Source organism: Actinokineospora sp., from assembly GCF_050699995.1.
Lineage (GTDB): Bacteria > Actinomycetota > Actinomycetes > Mycobacteriales > Pseudonocardiaceae > Actinokineospora.
This window is the reverse complement of the sequence record NZ_JBOHGC010000333.1, coordinates 1-23,318: the sequence shown is the minus strand read 5'-3', so window position 1 is coordinate 23,318 and position 23,318 is coordinate 1. Positions and strand designations below refer to the sequence as shown.

Sequence of the window (23,318 nt, the reverse complement as noted above, 5' to 3'; positions counted from 1 at the left end):
GGCTTGGCTGGGGCTTCCGCAGCGGCGGCCGCCTCCGTGGGCTGGGCCTCGGCGGCACCGTCGGTGACCTCGGCCGCGTCGGCGGGCACAGCGGGGCGGGGTTCGCCTCCCGGACGTTGCGTGACCTCTTCGGGAACGCTCCCGGGCGCGTCGACAACCGTGTCGACGCCCGCGACGGCGTCGACACCGTTGTCCCGCTCCGTCACCGTCTCGGCGCTCTTGTCCCTGTCCGTCATGACCGGCTCCTCCTGCCTGCGTGCCCGTGTTCCCACGGGCGCCCCGCTCGCGGCGGGGCCCAGCACTGTGCGTACGACCCTCGGGTCGTGCGGCTCTACCCGCGCGCATTCAAACAGGTCAAGCGCCGCCGGGGTACTCCGAGGGCCGCAATGGTCATCATGGTGCCGCAACTCGGCCGTTCGTGGGCCGACAACGACAAGATACTTCGACGGACAGTAACCTCGGCCGGGTGATATCCCGCGTCGCGGTGCTTCCGCAGCCACCCCTGCTCGTGCCTGAACTCGTCGGCGGGGACGACGTCGACGCGGCGGCCGTCCGGGCCGCCGCTGTGGCGGTCGCGAAGGACCTGGCGCAGGTCGCGCCCACCTGGCTGGCCGTCGGCGCGGGGGAGCGGGCCGAGCGGATCGAGAACGCGGCCGGGACGTTCCGCGGCTTCGGCGCCGACGTGCGGGTCGAGCTCGGGCCGGGTGCCGCCGAACGGGTGGCCGACGTCGACCTGCCGCTGCCCGCGCTGGTGGCAGGCTGGCTCCGCGGCCAGGTTGGGGCCGCCGAGGTCGCGGTGGAGATCGTCCCCGCGGATCTGCCCACCGAGGAGTGCGTCGCCGAAGGCGGGCGGCTCGCGGCGGGCGGGGAACCCGTGGGTCTGCTGGTGCTCGGCGACGGGTCGCACCGGCACGGCGACAAGGCGATCGGCAGGCCCGACGCCCGCGCGGGCTCGTTCGACGAGTCGGTCGCGGCCGCGTTCGCCCAGGTCGACCTCGACGCCCTGCTCGCTCTGGACCCGGCGGAAGTCGACGAACTCGGCGCCGTGGGCCGAGTCCCTTGGCAGGTCCTCGCCGGGGCGGTCCGGGCGGACGGCCGGTCCTGGCGGTGCGTGCGCTCCAGCGTCCAGCTGCCCTTCGGCATCGCCTACCACTTCGCCGTCTGGGAACCGGTGGCCCCGTGACGCTGAGTGTCGCCGTGGTCGGTCCGACGGCCACTGGCAAGTCCGATCTCGGTGTGGCCCTGGCCGAGCGCCTCGGCGGCGAGGTGGTCAACGCCGACGCCATGCAGCTCTACCGGGGCATGGACATCGGCACCGCGAAAGTCACCATGGACGAGCGGCGGGGCATCCCGCACCACCAGCTTGACGTCCTCGACGTGCGCGAGACCGCCTCGGTGGCCGCCTACCAGCGGCACGCCCGCGCGGCCGTGGAGGACATCCTGGCGCGCGGCCGGGTTCCGATCCTCGTCGGCGGCTCAGGCCTCTATGTGCAGGCCGTGGTGGATGAACTGGACTTCCCCGGCACGGACGCCGCCCTGCGCGCCCGGCTGGAAGCCGAACTCGACACCGTGGGCGTGGCCCCCCTGCACGCGCGGTTGTGGGTGCTCGACCCGGTGGCGGCCGAGTCGATCCTGCCCACCAACGGCAGGCGGGTCGTGCGCGCGCTCGAAGTCATCGAACTGACCGGCCGCCCGTTCTCCGCGACGATGCCCAAGCCCGGGCCCGCCCGCTACGGCATGGTCATGGTCGGCATCGACCGCGACCCCGCCGTGCTGGACGAGCGGGTCGACCTGCGGGTCGAGCGCATGTTCGCCAGAGGGCTCGCCGAAGAGGTCAGCGAGTTGGAGAACCACGGCCTGCGCGAAGGCCGCACCGCGTCCCGCGCGCTCGGCTACCAACAGGTCCTCACCGCGTTCGACGGCGATCACGACCTCGACGCGGCCGCGGCCGAGACCGCCAGGGCGACCCGCCGGTTCGTCCGCAGGCAGCGCTCGTGGTTCCGCCGCGACAAGCGCCTGACCTGGCTCGACGCCGCCCGCCCCGATCTGGTCGACGCGGCTCTCGCCCTGGTCGACCGGTAGCCTGGGCACGTGGCGATCACGTTCCTCAAAGGACATGGCACGGAGAACGACTTCGTGCTGCTGCCCGACCCCGACGGCGGCCTGGACCTCACCGACTCACGAGTCCGCGCGCTGTGCGACCGCCGTCGCGGCCTCGGCGCCGACGGCGTCCTGCGGGTCGTCCGGACCAAAGCCCTCCTCGACGCGCCCGCCGACATCGGCGGCGACGTGTGGTTCATGGACTACCGCAACGCCGACGGCTCCATCGCCGAGATGTGCGGCAACGGGGTGCGCGTCTTCGCCCGCTACCTCCACGACACCGGCCTGGTCGACGGGCCGGAGTTCCCGGTCGGCTCCCGCGCGGGCCTGCGCCCCGTGGTCGTGCACCCCGACGGCACGGTCACCGTCGACATGGGCCCGGTGCGCGGTCTCGGTCGTTCCGTCGCGACCGTCGCGGGCGTGCCGTTCGACGGGATCGGGATCGATGTCGGCAATCCACACCTGGCCTGCGTCCTGGACGGCGTCGATCTCGACGGCCTCGACCTCGGCGTCGAGCCAGGATTCGACGCGGGCCTGTTCCCCCGCGGCGTGAACATCGAGTTCATCGTGCCCATCGCCCCGGATGCGATTCGGATCCGCGTCCACGAACGCGGCGTCGGCGAGACCCGCTCATGCGGCACCGGCACCGTGGCCGCGGCCGCCGCCGCGCTCTCCGCCCAAGGCGAGCCGACCGGTGCACGCACCGTGCACGTCCCCGGTGGCGCCGTTGTCGTGACGATTGGCGACGGTGTCAGCACCCTCAGCGGCCCGGCAGCCTTCGTGGCGAGCGGCGAACTCGACCAGACGTGGTGGGACGAGCACTAGAACCACTGGCCCCGTTCGGTCTACCAAATTAACCCGAACGGGTCAATTTCGGTGCAATCCATAACGTTGTGTGGCAGTAGGGCGATTTTCCTGGAGTCGGTCTAGTCCGATCGGCGCACCACGTTCGCGCGAACGTCCCATAGTCCTCGAGGTTATCCGTCTGGCACCGCGCCGGTCGGATGGCTGACATGAACCAGGGAGCCCTGCCATGGGTCACGTTCGCATTCCGACGAAGCACCGGATCGCCGGTCTCGGCATCGCCGCGGCGACGGCCCTGTCACTGGCCGTTCTCACCTCCTCGCCCGCGGCGGCCGAGGGGACGGTGCTGGGCGCGGACCGCGCGGGCGCCATCGAAGGCAGCTACATCGTCAAGATCTCCGACAGCGCGTCGCCGCGCTCGGATTCCGCGCGGACCGCTCGCGCGCTGACCAGCCAGTACGGCGGTCAGGTCCGCGCCACCTGGCAGCACGCGCTCAATGGCTTCAGCGTCGCGATGAGCGCAGGCCAGGCGCGCAGGCTTGCCGCGGACTCGCGGGTCGCCCATGTCGAGCAGGACGCGGCCGTGCACATTCTCGACACCCAACCGAATCCGCCGTCCTGGGGCCTGGACCGGGTCGATCAGCGCGACCTGCCGCTGTCCTCCAGCTACACCTACGACACCACGGCGAGCAACGTGACGGTCTACGTGATCGATACCGGCATCCGGGTCACGCACGGCACGTTCGGCGGCCGGGCGATCTGGGGCACCAACACCGTCGGGGACGGCAACAACACCGACTGCCACGGACACGGCACGCACGTCGCGGGAACGGCGGGCGGGTCGCAGTACGGCGTCGCCAAGGGTGTCTCGCTGGTCGCGGTCAAGGTGCTCAGCTGCACCGGGTCCGGTTCGATCTCCGGTGTCGTCGCGGGCATCGACTGGGTGACCGCGCAACACCAGCCCGGCACGCCCGCCGTGGCGAACATGAGCCTCGGCGGCAGTGCGAACACGTCGCTCGACAACGCCGTGCGCAACTCGATCGCCGACGGCGTCACCTACGCGATCGCTTCCGGCAACTCCAATGCCAACGCCTGCACCTCGTCGCCCGCGAGGGTCGTCGAGGGGATCACGGTGAACGCGTCGGCCATCAACGACACGAAGGCGTCGTTCTCCAACTACGGCACCTGCACCGACATCTTCGCCCCCGGCGTGAACATCACGTCGTCGTGGAACGCCGCCGACACCGCGACCAACACGATCAGCGGCACGTCGATGGCGACCCCACACGTCGCCGGAGCCGCGGCGCTGTGGCTGGCAAGCCACCCGGGCGACCTGCCCGCCGCGGTGGCGACCGCTCTGATCAACAACTCGACTCCGAACAAGATCACCAACCCGGCGGGCTCGCCCAACCGACTGCTGTACACCGCGCCCACTGTCGTCTCGCTCCCTCCGACGGTCGCGAACCCCGGAAACCAGAGCGGAACTGTCGGAGTCGCGGCAAGTCTGCAGCTCAACGCGTCCGGTGGAACCCCGCCGTACACCTGGTCCGCCAGTGGGCTGCCCGCCGGGTTGTCGGTCAACTCCGGCACGGGACTGGTCTCCGGCACGCCGACGACCGCGGGCACGTTCACCGTGACCGCGACGGCGACCGACGCGGCAGGCAAGTCGGGCGGCGCGTCGTTCACCTGGACGATCGCGGGGCCGGGTACCGGCTGCCCGGCGGCGACCAACGGCGCCGACTACCCCATCCAAGACTTCGCGACAGTCGAAAGCCCGATCGTGATCTCGGGGTGCCACCCCAACGCGTCGGCGACCAGCACGGTCGAGGTGCACATCAAGCACACCTGGATCGGTGACCTCGTGGTGCACCTGGTCGCTCCCGACGGATCGCTGTACCTGCTGCACAACCGGACCGGCAGCGGCACCGACAACATCGACCGGACCTACACCGTCAACCTGTCCGGTGAGGGAGCCAACGGCACCTGGAAGCTGCGGGTGCGCGACGCGGCCTACTTCGACACCGGGCGCGTCGACTCCTGGACGCTCGACCTGTAGCCGCGGCGTCCATCAGTGCCGGGGGAATAACCGGGTCGAATACGTCGCTGAACCATGGGACTATGGGAACAACGGAATCGACAGATTCCACCCGACGCGAAGGATGTGCTCACCAGGTGACAGAGGAATTCACTCAGCAGGAAATCAACGGCGCGGTGGCCGACCCGGCTGAGCTCTCCCTCGGTGACCTGGAGCGAGAAGAGCGATCATCACTGCGTCGCGTAGCCGGTCTGTCGACCGAGCTCCAAGACATCACCGAGGTCGAATACCGAAAGCTGCGACTCGAACGAGTCGTGCTGGTCGGCGTCTGGACCGACGGTTCCGCCCTGGAATCGGAGGCCTCGCTCGCCGAATTGGCCAGGCTGGCCGAAACCGCGGGTTCCGAGGTGCTCGAAGGTCTCGTGCAGCGCCGCGACAAGCCGGACCCGGCGACCTACATCGGCTCGGGCAAGGTCATCGAGCTCGGCGACATCGTCCGGGCGACCGGCGCGGACACCGTGATCTGCGACGGTGAGCTCTCGCCAAGTCAGCTGCAGCAGCTGGAGGCGCGGCTCAAGGTCAAGGTCATCGACCGCACGGCGCTGATTCTCGACATCTTCGCCCAGCACGCCCGGTCCCGGGAGGGCAAGTCCCAGGTCGAGCTGGCGCAGCTGCAGTACTTGCTGCCGCGCCTGCGTGGTTGGGGTGAGACGCTGTCCCGCCAGGCCGGTGGTCGCGCGGGCGGCGGCAACGGCGGTGTGGGTCTGCGTGGTCCCGGTGAGACCAAGCTCGAGACCGACCGGCGTCGGATCCGCGCGAAGATCTCCAAGCTGCGCAAGGAAATCAAGGCGATGACCACCGTCCGCGACACCAAGCGCGGACAGCGGGTCGCCAACGAGATCCCCAGCGTCGCGATCGCCGGATACACCAACGCGGGCAAGTCGAGCCTGCTCAACGCGCTGACCGGCGCGGGTGTGCTCGTCGAGGACTCGCTCTTCGCGACCCTCGACGCGACAACGCGGCGCACGGACACCCCGGACGGCAACACGTACACGCTGACCGACACGGTCGGCTTCGTGCGCCACCTGCCCCACCAGCTCGTCGAGGCGTTCCGGTCCACCCTGGACGAGGTCGCCGACGCGGACCTGGTCGTGCACGTGGTCGACGGCGCCGACCCGATGCCCGAGTGGCAGGTCAAGGCGGTGCACGAGGTGCTCAACGAGATCGGTGAGCGCCGCGACGTGAAGATGCCGCCCGAGCTGGTCGTGGTCAACAAGGTCGACGCGGCCTCCGAGCTCGCGCTGGCCCGGCTGCGGCACCTGCTCCCCGGCGCGGTGTTCGTCTCGGCCCACACGGGTGCGGGAATGGACGAGCTGCGCGAGCGCGTCGCGAGCCTGATCCCGCGGCCGAACCAGCAGGTCGACGTCCTGGTCCCGTACGCCCGCGGCGAGCTTGTCGCCCGGGTCCACCGCGAGGGCGAGGTGCTGACCGAGGAACACACCGCGGCGGGCACCCAGCTCCGCGCGATGGTCAAGGCGGACCTCGCCGGCGTGCTGGAGAGCTTCGCGGCCAACGGCACCTCGGCGTAATGGCGACACTCGGCGGCCCGGAGTGATCCGGGCCGCCGACGCACGTACGGGTGGAACGAGGCACGCTCCGACACGTCCACCGTTGCGTGAACCATCCGGCGGCTACCGTTGGTGGGACAAGCGGAGTGGGGGAGGTGGCAGTGCGGGCGTTGGTGTCGACTGCGCTCGTGGCGGGTCTGGTGGGCTTCGGAGCCACGAGCGCCTCCGCGCGTGAACAGGCTCCGCAGGATGTCTGCGTGCTGGCCGACAAGCGGGTGGGGGAGTTGTCCGGCCTCGTCGCCGACGGCGACCGGTGGTACGCGGTGAACGACGGCGGCACCAAGTCGACCGTGTACGTGTTGACCAAGGAGTGCAAGGTCGAGCGGGTCATCAACGGCCCGACCGACCCGTTCGACGTCGAAGACCTCGCCCGCGGCGCCGACGGCACCTTCTGGCTCGCCGACACCGGCGACAACGACAAGAAGCGTGAGACGGTCGCGCTGATCTCGCTCACCCCGGACGGCAAGACCAAGCTGCACCGGCTGAGTTACCCCGACGGGGCGCACGACACCGAGGCGCTGCTGCTGGACCGGGCGGGCACGCCCTACCTGATCACCAAGAACCCGTTCGGCCGCGGTGACATCTACCGGCCCGTCGCCGCGATCACCAGCCCCGGACCGACCGTCTTGGAGAAGGTCGGGTCGGTGCAGCTGACCAGCACCGACACCAAGGGCGGGCCGGTCAACCCGACCATCGGCTCGGTCGTGGTGACCGGCGCCGCTTCCAACCCCGGCGGCACGGTCGTCGCGCTGCGCACCTACACCGACGCGTACCTCTACGCCGTGCCCGACGGTGACCTGCTCGCCGCGTTCAAGACCGAGCCGGTGCGGATTCCGCTGCCCGAGGAGAAGCAGGGGGAGGCCATCGGGCTCGAACCCGACGGCACCCTGGTGTCGGCGTCCGAGGGCGTCGGCCAGCCGATCCGCGCGGTCGCCGGGGCCGCCGCACGGCTCGCCCCGCCGCCGAAGACCGAAGAGGAAGCCCGGTCCGGCGGCCAGGCGGCCGCCGCGAAGGACGCCGATGGCGGCGGGCTGGACCCGTTGCCCGCCATCGGCTTCACCGTCATCGCGATCGGCGGAGTGCTGTGGTTCATGCACCGCCGGTCACGGGCCGCCAGGTAAATCGAGTCTGACCGACCGGAAATTCCGGCCGGTTCACAGGCGTCGGAGGACGGCCACCACCTTGCCGAGGATGGTGGCGTCGTCGCCCGGGATGGGCTCGTACGCGTCGTTGTGCGGCAGCAGCCACACGTGGCCGTCGCGGTGCTTCAGCGTCTTCACCGTGGCCTCGCCATCGATCATCGCGGCGACGATCTCGCCGTTGTTCGCCGTGGGCTGCTGGCGGACCACGACCCAGTCGCCGTCGGCGATCGCCGCGTCGATCATCGAGTCACCGGCGACCTTGAGCATGAACAGCGAACCCTCGCCGACGATCTCCTTCGGCAGCGGGAACACTTCCTCTATGGCCTGCTCGGCCAGGATGGGCCCACCGGCGGCGATCCGGCCGAGGACCGGCACATACGTCGGCTTCGGGCCTTCGTCGGCCGCTTCGATGAGCACCGGCGCGACCTGTTCCCCGCGCAGCTGCCCTGGCGTGGCGTCCGCGGGGAGCACACCGATCGCGCGCGGGCGGTTCGGGTCCCGGCGCAGGTAGCCTTTCTCCTCCAGTGCGCGCAGCTGGTAGGCCACCGACGACGTCGAGGTGAGCCCGACGGCCTCGCCTATCTCGCGGACGCTCGGGGGATAGCCGAACCGCTGGACCCACGACCGGATGACTTCGAGGACCTGACGCTGGCGCAGCGGCAGCTCAGCGCCGTCCGGGGTTTGGTCCAGCTCGGGAAAACTGCGCACGTTGCCCCCCGACAAGGGCTTCCGCTTCGGTGTCCCTGCGGGCTTGCGACCACTCGTGCCTGCCACTGCGCTGCCTCCCTGCGAACCCGGGACGGCCGATCGCGTCCCGGAGTGGATCGACGTCGATCATCTCCGGTCTCGACGTTAGTCCGCCGACCTGGGCAGATCAAACACCTGTTCGAGCGACACGCGGGGCGGGTCTCGATTTTGTCGATGCCGGGTGGTAGACATTCGCACGGACGTTCGATCGAACGGTAGTTCGAGGAGGTTGCGATGGCTGCGACTGCCGCGGTGGCGGTGCCCAGGTCGGCCGGCTTGCCGGAAGGCCGATCCCCGCAGGTGGTGGCCCCGCCGAGGACGCCGCCGAGAACCACGCTGCGTCCGGCCCGGCCGATCGGCCAGGGCAGGCTGCGGCCGCCGACCAGGCGACGTCGGGTGCTCGCGCCGCATGTCGTGGCGGATCCGGACTGCGGTCCGCGGTTGGCTTCGCCGCCTGTCGCGGTTCTGGTCGGACTGGCCGTGGTGGTGGCGCTCGCGATCCTGGGCCTCGGCTCGTTCGCCGGCTCCGTGACCCAGGCCGAAGTCCCGTCGACGACCACCGTGGTCCGGGTGGAGCCTGGCGAGACCCTGTCCGATCTCGCCGCCAGGATGGCGCCCGACAGCGATGTCTCCGCGGTGGTCGACAGGATTCGCAAGCTCAACGCGCTCGACGGCTCGATGGTCCGCCCCGGACAACCGCTGACGGTGCCGTTCTCCCGCTGATCTCGACGCTTCACCTGAACCGACCCGTGCCTCCGAGGGGCGCGGGTCTTGTGCTGTCCGGGGTGAAGTTGATCTACGGTGTAGCCCGGCCGGGTGCGGTGCGGGTTCCTCCGAAAGAGTGAATAAACCCGTTCACCTGGATGTTGGAACTACCGGATGCGCACCCGGCTTCCGACCCCTCACGTTCGGTGCTACAGCGGCGTGCCAACTTGCATCATGTGGCGTCGACGAATAAGTTCAACCCCAACATCTAGTAGTTACGCCGCTGTAGTTCGTCCACAGGTTGGGTCGGGTTACCCACAAGCTGTCCACAGATTGATCACCAAGCGTGGTCGTGGGCGCCCGGACATGCGGCTACTCGGATGGCCGGAGATGAGAGGGAGGGGTGAGACCCGATGAGGTGTCCATTCTGTCGCCACTCCGACTCCCGGGTCGTCGACTCACGCGAGGTCGACGACGGGCAGGTGATCCGCCGCAGGCGGTCCTGCTCCAAGTGCAGCCGCCGCTTCACCACCGTCGAGGAGGCGGTCCTCGCCGTGGTGAAGCGGTCGGGGGTCACCGAGCCGTTCAGTCGGGACAAGGTGATCACGGGCGTGCGGCGGGCTTGCCAGGGCAGGCCGGTCGACGAGGACCAGCTGCAGCTGCTCGCCCAGAAAGTCGAGGAGACGATTCGCGCGACCGGCAGCGCCGAGATCCCGAGCCACGAGGTCGGGCTGGCGATCCTGGGGCCGCTGCGGGAGTTGGACGGGGTCGCTTACCTGCGGTTCGCCAGCGTCTACCGCGCTTTCTCCTCGGTTGAGGACTTCGAGAAGGAGATCGCCGACCTACGTGCCGCGATGGCGGGCGAGGCGAAGACAGATGACGACTAGACGAGCCGCGCGCACCCAGGGCGGGAGCAGGCGCGGCAAGAAACTTGAGCCGCATCGGACGGGGAGCCCGGACGTGGCCACACCAGGACAAGCCAGTGATGAGGGAGAGGGACCGGTCATGACCGAAACCGTGGGCACCCCGGCGAAGGGCGACCGCGCGGAGCGCAACGGCACGCCGAAGCAGGGGCTCAGCGTGCAGCGCGTCTACACCAGCGAGGGGGTGCACCCGTATGACGAGGTCACCTGGGAGCACCGCGACGTGGTGATGACCAACTGGCGCGACGGCTCGGTGAATTTCGAGCAGCGCGGTGTCGAGTTCCCCGACTTCTGGTCGGTCAACGCGACCAACATCGTCACCAGCAAGTACTTCCGCGGCGCCGTCGGCAGCTCGGTGCGCGAGCACTCGCTGCGCCAGCTGATCGACCGCGTCGTCAAGTCCTATGTCGCCGCCGGCATCAAGTTCGGCTACTTCGCGACCCCGAAGGACGCCGAGGTCTTCGAGCACGAACTGACCTGGATGCTGCTGCACCAGGTGTTCAGCTTCAACTCCCCGGTGTGGTTCAACGTCGGCACCAGCTCCCCGCAGCAGGTCAGCGCCTGCTTCATCCTGGCCGTCGACGACACGATGGACTCGATCCTCAACTGGTACAAGGAAGAGGGGCTGATCTTCAAGGGCGGCTCCGGCGCGGGCCTGAACCTCTCCCGCATCCGCTCCTCGAAGGAGCTGCTCTCCTCCGGCGGCACCGCGTCCGGCCCGGTGTCCTTCATGCGCGGCGCCGACGCCTCCGCGGGAACCATCAAGTCCGGTGGCGCGACCCGCCGCGCGGCGAAGATGGTGGTCCTCGATGTCGACCACCCCGACGTCGAGGAGTTCATCGAGACCAAGGCGCGCGAAGAGGAGAAGATCCGGGTCCTGCGCGACGCGGGCTTCGACATGGACCTCGGCGGCAGCGACATCACCTCGGTCCAGTACCAGAACGCGAACAACTCGATCCGCGTCTCCGACGCCTTCATGCACGGCGTCGAGTCCGACGGCCAGTTCGGGCTGCGCTCGCGCACCACCGGCGAGGTCATCGAGGAGGTCGGCGCCAAGTCGCTGTTCCGCAAGCTCGCGCAGGCCGCGTGGGCGTGCGCCGACCCCGGCATCCAGTACGACGACACGATCAACGACTGGCACACCTGCCCCGAGTCGGGCCGGATCAGCGCGTCGAACCCGTGCAGCGAGTACATGCACCTCGACAACTCCAGCTGCAACCTGGCGTCGCTCAACCTGATGAAGTTCCTCGGTGACGACGGCACGTTCGACGCCGAGACCTTCGTCAAGGCCGTCGAGATCGTGATCACCGCGATGGACATCTCCATCTGCTTCGCGGACTTCCCGACCGAGCCGATCGCCGACACCACCCGCAAGTTCCGCCAGCTGGGCATCGGCTACGCCAACATCGGCGCGCTGCTGATGGCCACCGGCCACGCGTACGACTCCGAGGGCGGCCGCGCCCTGGCGGCGGCGATCACCTCGCTGATGACCGGCACCGCCTACCGCCGCTCCGCCGAGCTCGCGGGCGTCGTCGGCGCGTTCGAGGGCTACGCCCGCAACGCCGACGCGCACCAGCGCGTCATGCGCAAGCACGCCGCGGCGAACGACCTGCTGCGCACCCACCACTCCACCGACGCCACCGTGCAGCGCGTGGCGACCCGCGAGTGGCAGGCCGCGCTGGAGATCGGCACCAAGTCGGGCTGGCGCAACGCGCAGGCCAGCGTCCTCGCGCCGACCGGCACCATCGGTCTGATGATGGACTGCGACACCACCGGCATCGAGCCGGACTTGGCGCTGGTCAAGTTCAAGAAGCTCGTCGGCGGCGGCTCCATGCAGATCGTCAACCAGACCGTGCCGCGCGCGCTGAAGTCGCTGGGCTACCAGGACGAGCAGGTCGAGGCCATCGTCGAGTACATCGCCGAGCACGGCCACGTCGTGGACGCCCCCGGTCTGCGCCAGGAGCACTACGAGGTCTTCGACTGCGCCATGGGCGAGCGATCCATCGCGCCGATGGGCCACGTCCGGATGATGGCGGCGGTGCAGCCGTTCATCTCGGGTGCGATCTCCAAGACCGTCAACATGCCGGAAGCGGCGTCGGTCGAGGACGTCGAGGAGATCTACTTCCAGGGCTGGAAGCTGGGTCTCAAGGCGCTGGCGATCTACCGCGACAACTGCAAGGTCGGCCAGCCGCTGTCGGCGGGCAAGGGCGCCAACAACGGCAACACGGCCAAGGCCGAGCCGGAGAAGGTCATCGAGTACCGCCCGGTCCGCAAGCGCCTGCCGAAGAAGCGCCCGTCGCAGACGGTGTCGTTCACGGTCGGCGGCGCCGAGGGCTACCTGCACGCCGGTTCCTACCCGGACGACGGCCTCGGCGAGATCTTCGTCAAGCTCGGCAAGCAGGGCTCCACCCTGGCGGGCGTCATGGACGCATTCTCGATGTCGATCTCGGTGGGTCTGCAGTACGGCATCCCGCTGGAGTTCTACGTCTCGAAGTTCCAGAACCTGCGCTTCGAACCGGCGGGCATGACCGACGACCCGGACGTCCAGATCGCCACCAGCGTCCTCGACTACCTGTTCCGCAGGCTGGCCCTGGACTACCTGCCCTACGAGAAGCGCGCCCAACTCGGCATCTTCACCGCCGACGAGCGTTCCGCCGAGGTCTCAGCGGGCTACGGCGGCCCGTCCGACGTGGACCTGGAAGGCCTGCGCACCTCGGTCGACGCCAGCCCCCGCGCCACCATCGAGGCGGTGACAGCGGACACGACGGAGAAGTCCGAGGCGCACAGCTCCACGGAACTGCTGGAACTGCACTTGGGCAAGGCAGCCGACGCCCCGCTGTGCATGACCTGCGGAACCAAGATGCGCCCGGCCGGTTCTTGCTACGTGTGTGAGGGCTGTGGCAGCACGTCCGGCTGCAGCTGATCGTTTTGGTGGTGACCGAGGCCCAGACCGGCGATGCCGGTCTGGGCCTCGGTGCATTCACTTGTCGGTGAAAGCCAGTTTCGCGCCAAGGGCAAGGAAAGCGCCCGCGAAGGTCCGGCGCATCCACGCCAGGATCTTCGGCCGTGAGATGACATGGGTGCGGATCGCCGCCGCGAAAAGGCCGTAGGCGGTGAAGACGACGAACGTCATGGCCATGAAGACGCCGCTCATGGCGATCATGCGGAGGAAGGCGTTCGGTTCGCCCGCGGTCACGAACTGTGGCAGGAACGCGAAGAAGAAGATCGTGAGCTTCGGGTTGAGCAGGTTCAGCACGATCGCCGAGGTGATCACCTTGCGCACCGACTGCGGTCCGGTCTCCTCCGTGACGGTCAACGCGCTCCGGTCGCGGAACGTGCTGATCGCCATGTACAGCAGGTAGGCGACGCCCAGGTATTTGAGGACCTGGAAGGCCAGAGCGCTCGTGTGCAGCAGCGCGGCGAGGCCGGTGATCGCGGCGAGCATGTGCGGGACGATGCCGACGGTGGACCCCAGTGCGGCGACCACGCTCGCGCGTGAGCCTCGGGCGAGGCCCGCCGCCATCGTGTAGACGACACCCGTTCCCGGTGTGATGACGATGATGAACGTGGTCAGCCAGAACTCGACGCTCACGGGCGTGAACCTCCGTGTGATGTGCGCATCCCCAGGTACCCGTCAACGTACTCGGATCACCGGCCTTCAGGGAGGATCCGGTCCGTGGACGATGTGGTCGAGTTCGAGGCGCAGCGGCCGCGGCTGTTCGGGATCGCCTACCGGATGCTCGGACCGGGTGGTCGCGCTGCGGATCGTGGCGAATCCCGACAAGCTGACCTATCTGGCCGGGCAGCTGTCACGTTCCGAGGAGCTGTCCGGTCTTCAGGGGTGAACCGATCAACCCTGGAGGAACCGTGACCCCACCGATCCTGGTGACCGGCGGCCGAGGCACCCTCGGCCGCGTTGTCGTGCGCCAACTGACCGACGCGCGCAGGCCTGTGCGCGCGATCAGCCGCTCGACAACGCCGCCCGTGGACCTGCTCACCGGCGACGGGCTCGACGCCGCGCTGGCCGAGGTGGAGACAGTCATCCACTGCGCGACCACGCTGGGCAGCAAGGACATCGCCGCCACCGAGAACCTCCTCGCCGCGGCGAAGGCAGCCGGTATCAAGCACCTGGTCTATATCTCGATTGTCGGCATCGACCGTGTCCCACTTCCGTACTACAAGACCAAGCTGGCGGTAGAGCGGCTGATCGAGGGCTCCGGCGTTGCGTGGACGACCTTGCGCACCACACAGTTCCACGACCCTCTCGCGCGCATGTGGTCGGTGCAGCGACTACCAGTCCTGTGCTACCCCTCGCTCCGATTCCAACCCGTCGACACCGAGACCGTGGCGGCCCGGCTCATCGACCTCGCGGACCGTCCACCCGCGGGCCGCGTACCCGACCTGGGCGGACCCAAGGTCGAGCAGGCGGGTGACCTCGCCCGCGCCTACCTTCGCTCGACCGGCAGCCGTCGCCCCGCCGTCCCGCTGTGGCTGCCCGGCAAGACCTTCGCCGCCTACCGGCGCGGGGATCACCTGACGCCCGAGCACGCCGACGGGCTCGTCGACTTCGACACAGGATCGCCGTGGTGCTCACGGCCGCCGCGATGACACTCGAACGAACCCTCGTCCTCGTCTCGCTCGTGGCCTACCTGACGTTCGCGGTCCCGCACCTGGTCTTCCACCTCACCAGGACCGGCCACTACGGGCAGGCTGAGGGCACAGTGCTGCTGGTCGGTCTCGCCACGGCGATCGTCCTGGCCGCGATAGCGCCTTCGCTGAGTCGACGTCTGCCGAGAAGGACGTCGTAGTGCTCCGCATATGATGGTCGCGGCCGGTTCGGGGGGACCGCACGCCCAGTCGGGCGCCGGTCCGCAGGCGGCCGACGATGGGGGTGGCACGTGAGCGAACCGGATGGCGAGCGTCCACGGACGCCAGAGCTGCCCGAGGACTATCGGGAAGTCTTCCTGTCCCAGGTCTCGGTCGTCACCATCGCCGAGCCGCCGCGCCGCAACTCGCCGCTCGTGCTGTTCGCGGTGCTCTGCATCGTCCTTGTCGGCATCGCGTGGATCGCGGTGCTCGGGAAGGTGACCTCAGGCGGCCTGTCGACCACGGTCGAGGGTGTCGCGTACGCGGTCGGCGAGAACGGTGTCGGCGAACGACCCCGCGCCGATCCCGGTTCGCTCACCGAGCTCGCGGCCAACCCGGTCCTGACTCCCGGTGGCACGCCGCGCCCGACCACATGCGAATTGCCGGACCTCGACACGGGGGCGGGCGAACTCGAGAGCTACTACCGCAAGGGGATCACCTGCCTCGACGAGGCGTGGCGGCCCGTGTTGACCTCCGTGAACCTGCCGTTCCGCAGCCCCGGGCTCAACATCGCCGACGACCCGCGCACCAAGTGCGGATTCGCCCCGCACGAGGATGAGGCCACGGCGTTCTACTGCGCCCGCGACAAGGTCATCTACATGCCCCGCGAGCGCCTGATCCGTGACGCGGGCGACGAGACCGCCTATCACCTCGCGGTGCTCGCCCACGAGTACGGCCACCACGTGCAGGCCCAGGCGGGCATCCTGCGCGCGGTCCAGGATCAGGAACGGGCCGCCGACGAGGACGAGATGCTCGAACTGAGTAGGCGCGTGGAGCTGCAGGCGAACTGCTTCGCCGGGGCGTTCCTGGCCGCCGTCGCCGGCAACGGTTCGGTCGACCTGGAGCTGGCGCAGGCTTCGGTCGACAGCTTCAACGACACCATGAACAGCGACACCCACGGCAGCCGCAAGAACCAGGCCGCCTGGGCGAAGGCCGGTTTCACCGGCAAGTCGAGCGCCTCCTGCAACACATGGCAAGCCCCCAGCGACGAGGTCAAATAACCGCGAGTCCAACGTTCAGAACAGTGAGTCCAACAACCAGAACAATGAGTCCAACGTTCAGGACAGTGAACTCACGGTCCAGGACGGCGAGTTCGCGGTTCATGGAGCGCGCCATTGCGCGAGCACCCGCTCGATGTCGTCGCGGATGCGCTCACGTGCCTCGGCCCGGGCGACCCCGGCCATGAGCATGGCGTCGTACTCGGTCTCCTCGTGCCGGATGGCCGCCACCACGGCGAGGGTCACCGCGTCCTCGTCCAGCGCCTGACCGGCCGCCGAGCGCCCGACACGGCCGCTGGACCGGGTGCCTGCGTGTTCGGCGATCGCCTTCGCCCGGTCGATCGCGAGCCGCGGGAACAGCTCGGCGATGCGCAGCGCGAACGCCGCCTGGAACTCGACGTCCTGGGCGGCCCGCCGCTCGCGGTCGCGGACTTTGCGCCGCTCACGCAGTTCCTCGTCGGCGAAGCACTGCTCCTCGGCGACATCGAGGGCGCCCCGCTCGACCAGCAGCCCTCGCCGCTGGAAGCGTTTGCGGGACTTGTCCCACCGCACGACAACCGCCGCGAGCCCGCTGGCCTTGCGGGCGCGCCGGGTCAGCGCCGTGTCGCCGGAGGGCAGGAACACCAGGTGGTCCATGTCCGCGCAGCCCAGGCACAGCGGGCGCTCGTCCTCCAGGAAGTGGAAGTCGCCGGTGTCCTGGCACTGCGAGCAGTACCAGTGCTTGTCCGGCTGGATGACCACCAGGTCCGGCACTTTCCGCTGCCGTTCCAGCACTTTCTCCCGACGCGCGGCGGGAAGCGCGGGGTCGGTCCAGTGCGTGCGGTACCGCTTGTCGTCGTTCCCGCTGAACGCCAGGGCCCGGCGGTCCCGGGTCGCGGCGATGTAGTCCACTTCGGACGGTGCGAGCCCGCGCTCCTCGGCCCACTCGTGCAGCAGTTCGACGGCCTCGGTCATCCGCTCCGCGGGCACGGCGGCGACCTGGTCGAGCCGCGGGGTCCGGCCTTGCTCCCACGACTCGACCACCCGGCCGCTGAGCCAGCCCAGCCCGGTCATGACGTCGAGCGGGCTGACGAACTTCTTGCGGCGCAGCAGTTCCTCGGCGACCGCGGCCACCCGTCCGGCAAGTCTCATGACCCTTCCACCATGGTCCGGTACGCGGGTCGGAGGAACTCCACCAGCGCCCGCCCACGCACGATCACCGGCAGCGGGTCGAGCTGGTCGAGCAGGGCGTCCGGTTTGTCCGCCGCCGCCGGTGCGTCCCCGGTGCGCGGGGATGGCTTGCCCCAGAAGGAATCGAGCACCGACGACAGCGGCTCACCGATGTCCGCGGGCGCCGCGTTGACCGTGCTGTCCCGCAACGCGCGGAGATGATCCAGGAGTTCCTGTCTGCCGCGGCCCCGCCACGCGAGCATCTCGAACGGGTCGGCGTCGAACGACTCGGCGAGCAGGTAGCAGGCGGCGGCCAGGTGTTTGCACGGCACTTCCCAGTCCGGGCAGGAACAGTCCATCGATAGTTCGCGCGACGAGTCCGGGAACAGCTTGAGGCCGACGGTCCCGAACACCGCCTCGATGTCGGCGGGCATCTCCCCGGCCAGCAGCTTGGCCATGAACAGCGCCTGCCCCGCAAGCGCTTTCTCCACTTCGATCCACTGCTCGGGCGTGAACGCCTTGACCCCGATGCGCACCCGGTACGGCTCCGGTCGCGACCCTTGGACCTGCGCGACGGCGATGCTGGTCGAGAGCGACAGGCTCAAGACCTGCCCCGCGCGCGCGTACCGCTTGCCGCGTTCGAGCCGCCCGCCCATGCCCAGCGATTCGAGCACCTCGAAGAACCGGCGGGACCACCAGGTGCGCGCGATGTCGCCGCGCTGGCTGCGCGTGCGGATCCCGCCCTCGACCCGGATGGTCTTGGTCGGCTCGGTGCGCCACCACTCGTCACTCACCGACGGCCTCCGCGGACAGGGTGACCAACTCGCGTAGTTCCGCTGTGGACAGCTCGGTAAGCCAGTCCTCGCCCGCGCCCACGACGAGCTGGGCAAGCGCTTTCTTCTGTTCGATCATCTTGTCGATCCGCTCCTCGAGCGTGCCGATGCAGACGAACTTGCGCACCTGCACGTCGCGCCGCTGCCCGATCCGGAACGCGCGGTCGGTGGCCTGGTCCTCCACCGCCGGGTTCCACCAGCGGTCCAGATGGATCACGTGGTTGGCGGCCGTCAGGGTCAGACCGGTTCCACCCGCCTTGAGCGACAACAGGAAGATCGACGGGCCGTCGCCGGACTGGAACCGCTCGACCATCGCGTCGCGCTGCTTCTTGGGCGTCCCACCGTGCAGGAAGAGCACGTCGGTATCAAAGCGGGCGGCCAGATAGGGGACCAGCATCGCGCCGTAGCTCGCGAACTGGGTGAAGCAGAGCGCGCGGTCGCCCTCGGCGAGCGCCTCCTCCAGGATGTCCTCCAGCCGGGCCAGCTTGCCCGAGCGGCCGGCGATGCGGGAGCCGTCGCCGAGGAACTGCGCCGGGTGGTTGCAGACCTGCTTGAGCTTGGTCATCGTCGCGAGCACCAGACCCTTGCGCTGCACGCCCTCGCTCTCCTCGATCTTGCCGAGCATGTCGTCGACGACCGCACGGTAGAGCGTGGCCTGCTCGGTGGTGAGGTTGCAGAGCTGCTTCATCTCGATCTTGTCCGGAAGATCGTCGATGATCGCCGGGTCGGTCTTCACCCGGCGCAGCACGAACGGTCCGGTGATCCGCCGCAGCCGGGCCGCGGCGTCCTCATCGCCATAGCGCTCCACGGGGACCGCGTAGCGCGCACGGAACCTTGTCAGCGGGCCGAGGAGTCCCGGGTTCGCGAAGTCCATGATCGACCACAGTTCGGCGAGCCGGTTCTCCACCGGCGTGCCGGTGAGCGCGATCCGGTGTCGTGCGGGCAGCGACCGAACCGCCTGCGCCTGCCGGGACGCGCTGTTCTTGATGTTCTGCGCCTCGTCGAGCACGATCCGGTCCCACGTCAGCTCGGCCAGTTCCGCGGCGTCGCGAGCAGCCAGGGCGTAGGTGGTGATGACCAGGTCGGTGCCCGCGACGGCGGAGGCCAGTTCCGGTCCGCTCATCCGGTCCGCGCCGTGGTGGACGTGGACCCGCAGGTCTGGGGCGAACTTCTCGGTCTCACGCTGCCAGTTGCCGACCACCGACATCGGACACACCAGCAGGGTCGGCGCACGGCCCGTAGTCGCGCGGGCGGCGACTTCGAGCGCGAGCAGCTGCACGGTCTTGCCCAGGCCCATGTCGTCGGCCAGGCAGGCGCCGAGGCCGAGCCGGTCGAGGAAGGTGAGCCAGGCCAGGCCCCGGCGCTGGTAGGGCCGCAGTTCGGCGGTGAAGCCCGCCGGCGTGTCGACCGGGTCGAGGGTTGCCTCGACGGAACCGCCGAGCAGGTCGGCCAGCCAGCCGGTGCCGCCGACGTCGAGCAGCGGGACCGGGAACTCGTCGTCGTCCGGCGGCATCCCGGCCAGGTCGATGACCTCGCCCGCGGACATCTGACCGCTGCCCGAGCGCTCCAGGAAGGCCAAGCCCGCCGCGAGTCTGCGCTGGTCGAGGTGCATCCACTGGCCCCGGACCTTCACCAGCGGCACCTTCGCGGCGGCCAGCTCCTTGAGTTCGTGCTCGCTGAGGGTGAGGTCGCCCAGCGCCAGGTCCCAGCGGTAGTCGACCAGTTCGTCCTTGCCCAGCATCGTGTTGCGGCTGACCGTGCCCGCCGTGCCGCGCGAGGCCGTGGTCAGCCGCAGGCCGATGCCCGACGACTGGCGCCACCAGGTCGGCAGCAGCACGCCGAACCCGGCTTGGTCGAGCGCGGGGGCGTGGCTGAGGAACCGGTGGGCGCCCTCGGTGTCGAGCTTCATTCCGACCGGCCGCGAGTCGCGCAGCGCGGTGTCGAGGTCGGGGAAGATCCGGGCGGCCTTCGCCAGGTCGGCGATCAGCAGCTCCTGCGGGCGGGTCACCCAGCGGTGCAGGACGCTCTCGCCGTTCCACACCTGCGCGGCGGGCACGAGGATGCTCGGGTCGTCGGCGGCCTGCAGCAGGAACTCGACTTCCCACTGCTCGGCCTGCTCCGGGGACTTCAGCCGCAGACAGGTGCGCACCGGGTTCTGGTGCGCGGCGCCGGACCGCCACCGATCGAGTTGGCGGCTCAGCAGGTTGACCAGTGAGGCGTCGGCATCGATGTGCGGGTCGCCGGTCAGCGCGTTGAGGAACGCGCCGGACGCCTCTTCAATGGCCCGGTAACTACCCGGTGGCGCGACGGGGGAGTCCGCGAGCCTGCTTCGCGCGACCCCGTCGACCATGGCGTCGAGTAGCAGGTGCAGCACGTCGTCGGCGTCGCGCCCGTCGAGCAGATCGGGCTCGAACTGCTCCGCGCGCGCCACCGGTGGAACGCTGTCGCGCAGCCGGGCGAAACGGGCGGCGTCGGCCCCGGAGAGCACGGGCCGCCAGCGGGCGGCCGGACCGTCGGCCTCGGTGACGATCGCGGGCAGCACCCGACCGCGGTCGACGAGGTCCTCGGCGAGCGCGGCCACGGTGGCGACGAAGCGGAAGCTCGCACCTGGCCGGATGTCGTCGTCGAGGTCGAGCAGGCGGGGCAACTCCACCGCCAGCGCCGCTGGATCGCAGCCGAGGACCGGCACCTGCCAAGGCCGCAGGGTGACCTCCCCGCGCGGCTTCGCGAGGATGACCAGCGGGTCGCGGACCAACTCGGGGGAGTCGACCGGCGCGGACGGGCGGGAGGGCAACAGCACCGGCAGCGTCCGGGCCTTGGCCGTTAGGCCGAGACGGTCAGTGAGGACGTCGGAGGGCACCGCGAACGGATGCGCCCGAGCCGTCCGGCCCGCGCGGCGCGGGGGCAACCTCGAATCCTCAGCCCACAGCGCCACCTCTCCCGAGGCCGTGGCCAGACAGTGCAGCGCCAACACGCGGTACACAGTAGCCGGCGGGCGTGACAGGTCTGTGTTCGGACGTCATTGGCTGTTCATCGCGTCGCGAAATGCCTCGTCCACCGGTTCGTCCGGCGTGCGCTCCAATCGCAGGACCGCCCGCGCGACCTGATCACAGCTTGCCGCGAACTCAGCGGCGATGCGCGTGGTGAGCGCGCCGGTGGGAATGGCGGCCATCATCACGGAGGCCTCAGTGCGCAGGCGTCCGAGATCGCGGATCACGGAGAACCCGACCTCGATGGGCTCGGCGCTGATCAGGTCGGTCGAGTGGTGCCTCATCGCTTGGCCCTTCGGTCATGTTCGTTCTGGTGCGCTCGCCATTTCCCGTGGCAGTCCCGACACATCGGCCGGAGTCGGTCACGCCGGAAGTCCTCGGGATCGAGGACAACTTCGAGTCCGCACAGGGTTGTGAACTCGGCGCCGGGGAGTGGCGGGTAGGGGCGGTGGCAGGTGCTGGGGATGGCGTGCAGGCCGCCGCGTGCGGCCTGCCACTCAAAGGGCCGGTCAGTCATGGGTTCTCGACAGTTGTCCGATCGCGACGCCGAGCTTCTGGCGCACGTCTTGCACGATTTCCGCATGTCTCGTCTGGAACGGCCCGCTCAGGTCCACGGTGATGATCAAGCAGTCGCGTAAAAGTTCGATCGTCATGACACGGCCGTCGTCATCCGTGATCGTCCATCGGGCCATGCAGTCTCCTCAACTCGCTGCCACGAATCAGCATCTATGCCACGTAGCAAGGTGGCAATGCCCTGATCGGGCGACTCCGCAGGCCGCTAAACGACCCCGTAGGCTTGCTACATGGCCGTAAGCAAGCCCGCAGCCGCCCGCGAATTGGGCGCTGAGCTGCGCAAGCTCCGAGATGCCGCAGGTCTGACCCTTCGCGCGGTCGAGAGCCGCGCAGGCATCAGCAACGCCAAGATCAGTTTCTGGGAGACCGGTCAGCGCCTCGCTTCGCAGGGCGACCTGACGCTTGTGCTCGACGCGATCGGGGCGACTGGCGATGATCGCGAGCGTTTGCTTGGCAAATGGCGGGCGGCCACCGAGGAGCCCGGCCAGTTGTTGTCCGGCGCTCCGAGAGTGGCCGCCGCGCTGGCACAGCTGATCGAACAGGAACAGGCTGCCCGGCGGATCACTACCGTCTCGCCACTGCTTATGCCTGGCTTGTTGCAGATCAGTAGCTACGCGCGCGAAATATTCGGCGAGGGTGCCGATGCGAATACCCGCCTGGCGATTCGCATGGGTCGGCAGGAGATTCTCACTCGACCGCGCAATCCGGTCGAGCTTCATGCGCTGATCGATGCCGAGGTGCTGTCCCGTCCGGTCGCGACTGCCGAGGCGATGGCCGACCAGCTGCGCCATTTGCTCAGGATGGCCAAGCTTCCCAACGTGACGATCCAGATCGTGCCATCCACGAAGCGCGGCTACTCGATGCACATGGCGGGAGCCTTCATCCTGTTTGAGTTCCCTTCTGCCGCACCGATCGTGCACCTGGAGCACTACCGGGCGAGCGCGACGCTGTGGGATGACGAAGATGTCAGCTGCTTCGCCGCAGCGGCGGCCGAAGTCGCGGAGAGGGCGATGACCCCGGCGCGCTCAGCCGAGGTCATCGCCGAGTTGGCCAATGGGACGGAGCCCAGATGAGTGACTTTTTCGAACACGGGCGAAGGTGGCGGAAGTCGAGCCGTTCCGACGCGAACGAAACCTGTGTCGAGTTGGCCCACACTCTCGATGCCGTGCGGGACAGCAAGAATCCTGCTGGCCCCGTGCTCCGAGGTGACGTCCGGCGACTTCTCCGTGCGGTCCGCGTGGGTTGACTGACGCGTGAACGGCTCCTCCCACGTCCCGGAGAGGAGTGCGAGTTCAGGTCGTGGAAGCACCTGGTATGAGGAGTTCGTGGGTTTGCGCCAGTCGTGGAGTCGGGGCTGTCGTTGATCTCTGTGGTGATGGCGGTGTGGAGCCAGGGGTGTCGGCGGTGGCTCGGTGGCGTGTTCAGGCCGCCGAGTGTCGTGGTGTTGCGGGGATGGGTTTTCGGTGCGGGTCCAAATATGCGGGTGGGGTGAACTCGGGGAGCCCGTCGATGATGGTGACGGCCCAGTCGGAGTTGTGGATCAGGCGGTGGTGGGTCCCGCAGAGGAGTACGAGGTTGTCGAGTGCGGTGGTGCCCCCGTTGGCCCAAAATTTCACGTGGTGGCCGTGGCAGGAGCGGGGCCGCCGGTCACACCCGGGGAACGCGCATCCCTGATCCCGCAGGATGAGGGCCCGGCGCAGGTGGGTGGGGATGGTGTAGCGCATCCGGCCGATGTCCAGTGGTCGGGTTGCCCCGCCCATGACGTAGGGGATGACCGCGCTGTCACACGCGACGACCCGCAGCTCGGCGGCGGTGAGGGTGGCCC

Annotated in this window: 24 protein-coding genes; 14 read left to right on the top strand and 10 right to left on the bottom strand. The window is 69.3% G+C overall.

The annotated features are described in order from the left end of the window. Positions 1–236: hypothetical protein (locus ACRDSQ_RS16560; protein WP_431422197.1), on the bottom strand; the 236-nt coding region annotated here is incomplete at its 3' end. Between the two features lie 230 nt (positions 237–466). On the opposite strand from ACRDSQ_RS16560, the gene ACRDSQ_RS16555 reads away from it, so the two are divergent. From ACRDSQ_RS16555 to ACRDSQ_RS16530, 6 genes are all read left to right on the top strand, one after another. Then, entirely contained in the window at positions 467–1,183 is a 717-nt protein-coding gene (locus ACRDSQ_RS16555; protein ID WP_431422196.1) for a hypothetical protein, read from the top strand. Beyond that, a complete protein-coding gene (gene miaA, locus ACRDSQ_RS16550; protein ID WP_431422195.1) occupies positions 1,180–2,082 on the top strand; it encodes a tRNA (adenosine(37)-N6)-dimethylallyltransferase MiaA in 903 nt (300 codons plus the stop codon). Before ACRDSQ_RS16555 ends, miaA begins: the two co-directional genes overlap by 4 nt. Positions 2,083–2,091: 9 nt before the next feature. Then, positions 2,092–2,925, top strand: a complete 834-nt coding sequence (gene dapF / locus ACRDSQ_RS16545; RefSeq protein WP_431422194.1) for a diaminopimelate epimerase — start codon at positions 2,092–2,094, stop codon at positions 2,923–2,925. A 208-nt stretch (positions 2,926–3,133) separates the two neighbouring features. Further along, complete coding sequence (locus tag ACRDSQ_RS16540; RefSeq protein ID WP_431422192.1) at positions 3,134–4,960, top strand: S8 family peptidase; 1,827 nt, start codon at positions 3,134–3,136, stop codon at positions 4,958–4,960. Between the two features lie 116 nt (positions 4,961–5,076). Then, positions 5,077–6,528 (top strand): GTPase HflX, encoded by a 1,452-nt coding sequence (gene hflX / locus ACRDSQ_RS16535; protein ID WP_431422190.1) that lies wholly within the window; start codon positions 5,077–5,079, stop codon positions 6,526–6,528. Positions 6,529–6,668: 140 nt separating this feature from the next. Beyond that, positions 6,669–7,688 carry a hypothetical protein gene (locus ACRDSQ_RS16530; RefSeq protein ID WP_431422188.1) on the top strand — a complete coding sequence of 340 codons (1,020 nt, stop codon included), beginning with the start codon at positions 6,669–6,671 and terminating at the stop codon, positions 7,686–7,688. A gap of 33 nt (positions 7,689–7,721) precedes the next feature. Here ACRDSQ_RS16530 and lexA read toward each other — a convergent pair whose 3' ends face one another. Next, positions 7,722–8,483: a transcriptional repressor LexA gene (lexA, locus tag ACRDSQ_RS16525; RefSeq protein ID WP_431422186.1), complete on the bottom strand. Its 762-nt coding sequence runs from the start codon at positions 8,481–8,483 to the stop codon at positions 7,722–7,724. Between the two features lie 207 nt (positions 8,484–8,690). Here lexA and ACRDSQ_RS16520 point away from each other — a divergent pair, with 207 nt between their 5' ends. The 3 genes from ACRDSQ_RS16520 (at position 8,691) to ACRDSQ_RS16510 (ending at position 13,007) form a co-directional block, all read left to right on the top strand. Continuing rightward, positions 8,691–9,179: a LysM peptidoglycan-binding domain-containing protein gene (locus tag ACRDSQ_RS16520; RefSeq protein ID WP_431422184.1), complete on the top strand. Its 489-nt coding sequence runs from the start codon at positions 8,691–8,693 to the stop codon at positions 9,177–9,179. A 395-nt stretch (positions 9,180–9,574) separates the two neighbouring features. Further along, positions 9,575–10,048: a transcriptional regulator NrdR gene (gene nrdR, locus ACRDSQ_RS16515; RefSeq protein ID WP_091371613.1), complete on the top strand. Its 474-nt coding sequence runs from the start codon at positions 9,575–9,577 to the stop codon at positions 10,046–10,048. 118 nt (positions 10,049–10,166) lie between these two features. Continuing rightward, positions 10,167–13,007, top strand: coding sequence for a vitamin B12-dependent ribonucleotide reductase (locus ACRDSQ_RS16510; RefSeq protein WP_431422182.1), 2,841 nt, complete (start codon positions 10,167–10,169; stop codon positions 13,005–13,007). A gap of 57 nt (positions 13,008–13,064) precedes the next feature. Here ACRDSQ_RS16510 and ACRDSQ_RS16505 read toward each other — a convergent pair whose 3' ends face one another. Continuing rightward, positions 13,065–13,676, bottom strand: coding sequence for a LysE family translocator (locus ACRDSQ_RS16505; protein WP_431422181.1), 612 nt, complete (start codon positions 13,674–13,676; stop codon positions 13,065–13,067). Positions 13,677–13,951: 275 nt separating this feature from the next. Between ACRDSQ_RS16505 and ACRDSQ_RS16500 the strand changes: the two genes are divergently transcribed. The 3 genes from ACRDSQ_RS16500 to ACRDSQ_RS16490 all read left to right on the top strand — a co-directional run bounded on the left by ACRDSQ_RS16500 (position 13,952) and on the right by ACRDSQ_RS16490 (position 15,951). After that, positions 13,952–14,692, top strand: a complete 741-nt coding sequence (locus ACRDSQ_RS16500; RefSeq protein WP_431422179.1) for an SDR family oxidoreductase — start codon at positions 13,952–13,954, stop codon at positions 14,690–14,692. After that, the gene (locus ACRDSQ_RS16495) at positions 14,689–14,892 is read left to right on the top strand and encodes a hypothetical protein (RefSeq protein WP_431422177.1); all 204 of its coding nucleotides are present in this window, start codon (positions 14,689–14,691) and stop codon (positions 14,890–14,892) included. The genes ACRDSQ_RS16500 and ACRDSQ_RS16495 overlap by 4 nt, the downstream gene beginning before the upstream one ends. Before the next feature lie 90 nt (positions 14,893–14,982). Next, positions 14,983–15,951 carry a neutral zinc metallopeptidase gene (locus tag ACRDSQ_RS16490; RefSeq protein WP_431422175.1) on the top strand — a complete coding sequence of 323 codons (969 nt, stop codon included), beginning with the start codon at positions 14,983–14,985 and terminating at the stop codon, positions 15,949–15,951. A gap of 99 nt (positions 15,952–16,050) precedes the next feature. Here the strand turns inward: ACRDSQ_RS16490 and ACRDSQ_RS16485 are convergent, their stop codons facing one another. From ACRDSQ_RS16485 to ACRDSQ_RS16460, 6 genes are read right to left on the bottom strand one after another with little or no spacing between them, the layout of a single operon-like run. Next, positions 16,051–17,079: a DUF2293 domain-containing protein gene (locus ACRDSQ_RS16485; RefSeq protein WP_431422173.1), complete on the bottom strand. Its 1,029-nt coding sequence runs from the start codon at positions 17,077–17,079 to the stop codon at positions 16,051–16,053. Then, a complete protein-coding gene (locus ACRDSQ_RS16480; RefSeq protein ID WP_431422171.1) occupies positions 17,076–17,891 on the bottom strand; it encodes an SWIM zinc finger family protein in 816 nt (271 codons plus the stop codon). The genes ACRDSQ_RS16485 and ACRDSQ_RS16480 overlap by 4 nt, the downstream gene beginning before the upstream one ends. Beyond that, the gene (locus ACRDSQ_RS16475) at positions 17,884–20,904 is read right to left on the bottom strand and encodes a DEAD/DEAH box helicase (protein WP_431422170.1); all 3,021 of its coding nucleotides are present in this window, start codon (positions 20,902–20,904) and stop codon (positions 17,884–17,886) included. Before ACRDSQ_RS16475 ends, ACRDSQ_RS16480 begins: the two co-directional genes overlap by 8 nt. 45 nt (positions 20,905–20,949) lie before the next feature. After that, complete coding sequence (locus ACRDSQ_RS16470; protein ID WP_431422168.1) at positions 20,950–21,147, bottom strand: hypothetical protein; 198 nt, start codon at positions 21,145–21,147, stop codon at positions 20,950–20,952. 53 nt (positions 21,148–21,200) lie between these two features. After that, positions 21,201–21,437, bottom strand: coding sequence for a zinc finger protein (locus tag ACRDSQ_RS16465; RefSeq protein ID WP_431422166.1), 237 nt, complete (start codon positions 21,435–21,437; stop codon positions 21,201–21,203). After that, on the bottom strand, positions 21,430–21,612 hold the full coding sequence (locus ACRDSQ_RS16460) for a hypothetical protein (RefSeq protein WP_431422164.1): 183 nt from the start codon (positions 21,610–21,612) through the stop codon (positions 21,430–21,432). Before ACRDSQ_RS16460 ends, ACRDSQ_RS16465 begins: the two co-directional genes overlap by 8 nt. 111 nt (positions 21,613–21,723) lie before the next feature. Here ACRDSQ_RS16460 and ACRDSQ_RS16455 point away from each other — a divergent pair, with 111 nt between their 5' ends. After that, positions 21,724–22,566, top strand: coding sequence for a helix-turn-helix domain-containing protein (locus ACRDSQ_RS16455; protein WP_431422162.1), 843 nt, complete (start codon positions 21,724–21,726; stop codon positions 22,564–22,566). Beyond that, positions 22,563–22,739 carry a DUF397 domain-containing protein gene (locus tag ACRDSQ_RS16450; protein ID WP_431422160.1) on the top strand — a complete coding sequence of 59 codons (177 nt, stop codon included), beginning with the start codon at positions 22,563–22,565 and terminating at the stop codon, positions 22,737–22,739. The genes ACRDSQ_RS16455 and ACRDSQ_RS16450 overlap by 4 nt, the downstream gene beginning before the upstream one ends. Before the next feature lie 175 nt (positions 22,740–22,914). Here the strand turns inward: ACRDSQ_RS16450 and ACRDSQ_RS16445 are convergent. Then, on the bottom strand, positions 22,915–23,318 hold a 404-nt coding region (locus ACRDSQ_RS16445; RefSeq protein WP_431422158.1), incomplete at its 5' end, for an HNH endonuclease signature motif containing protein.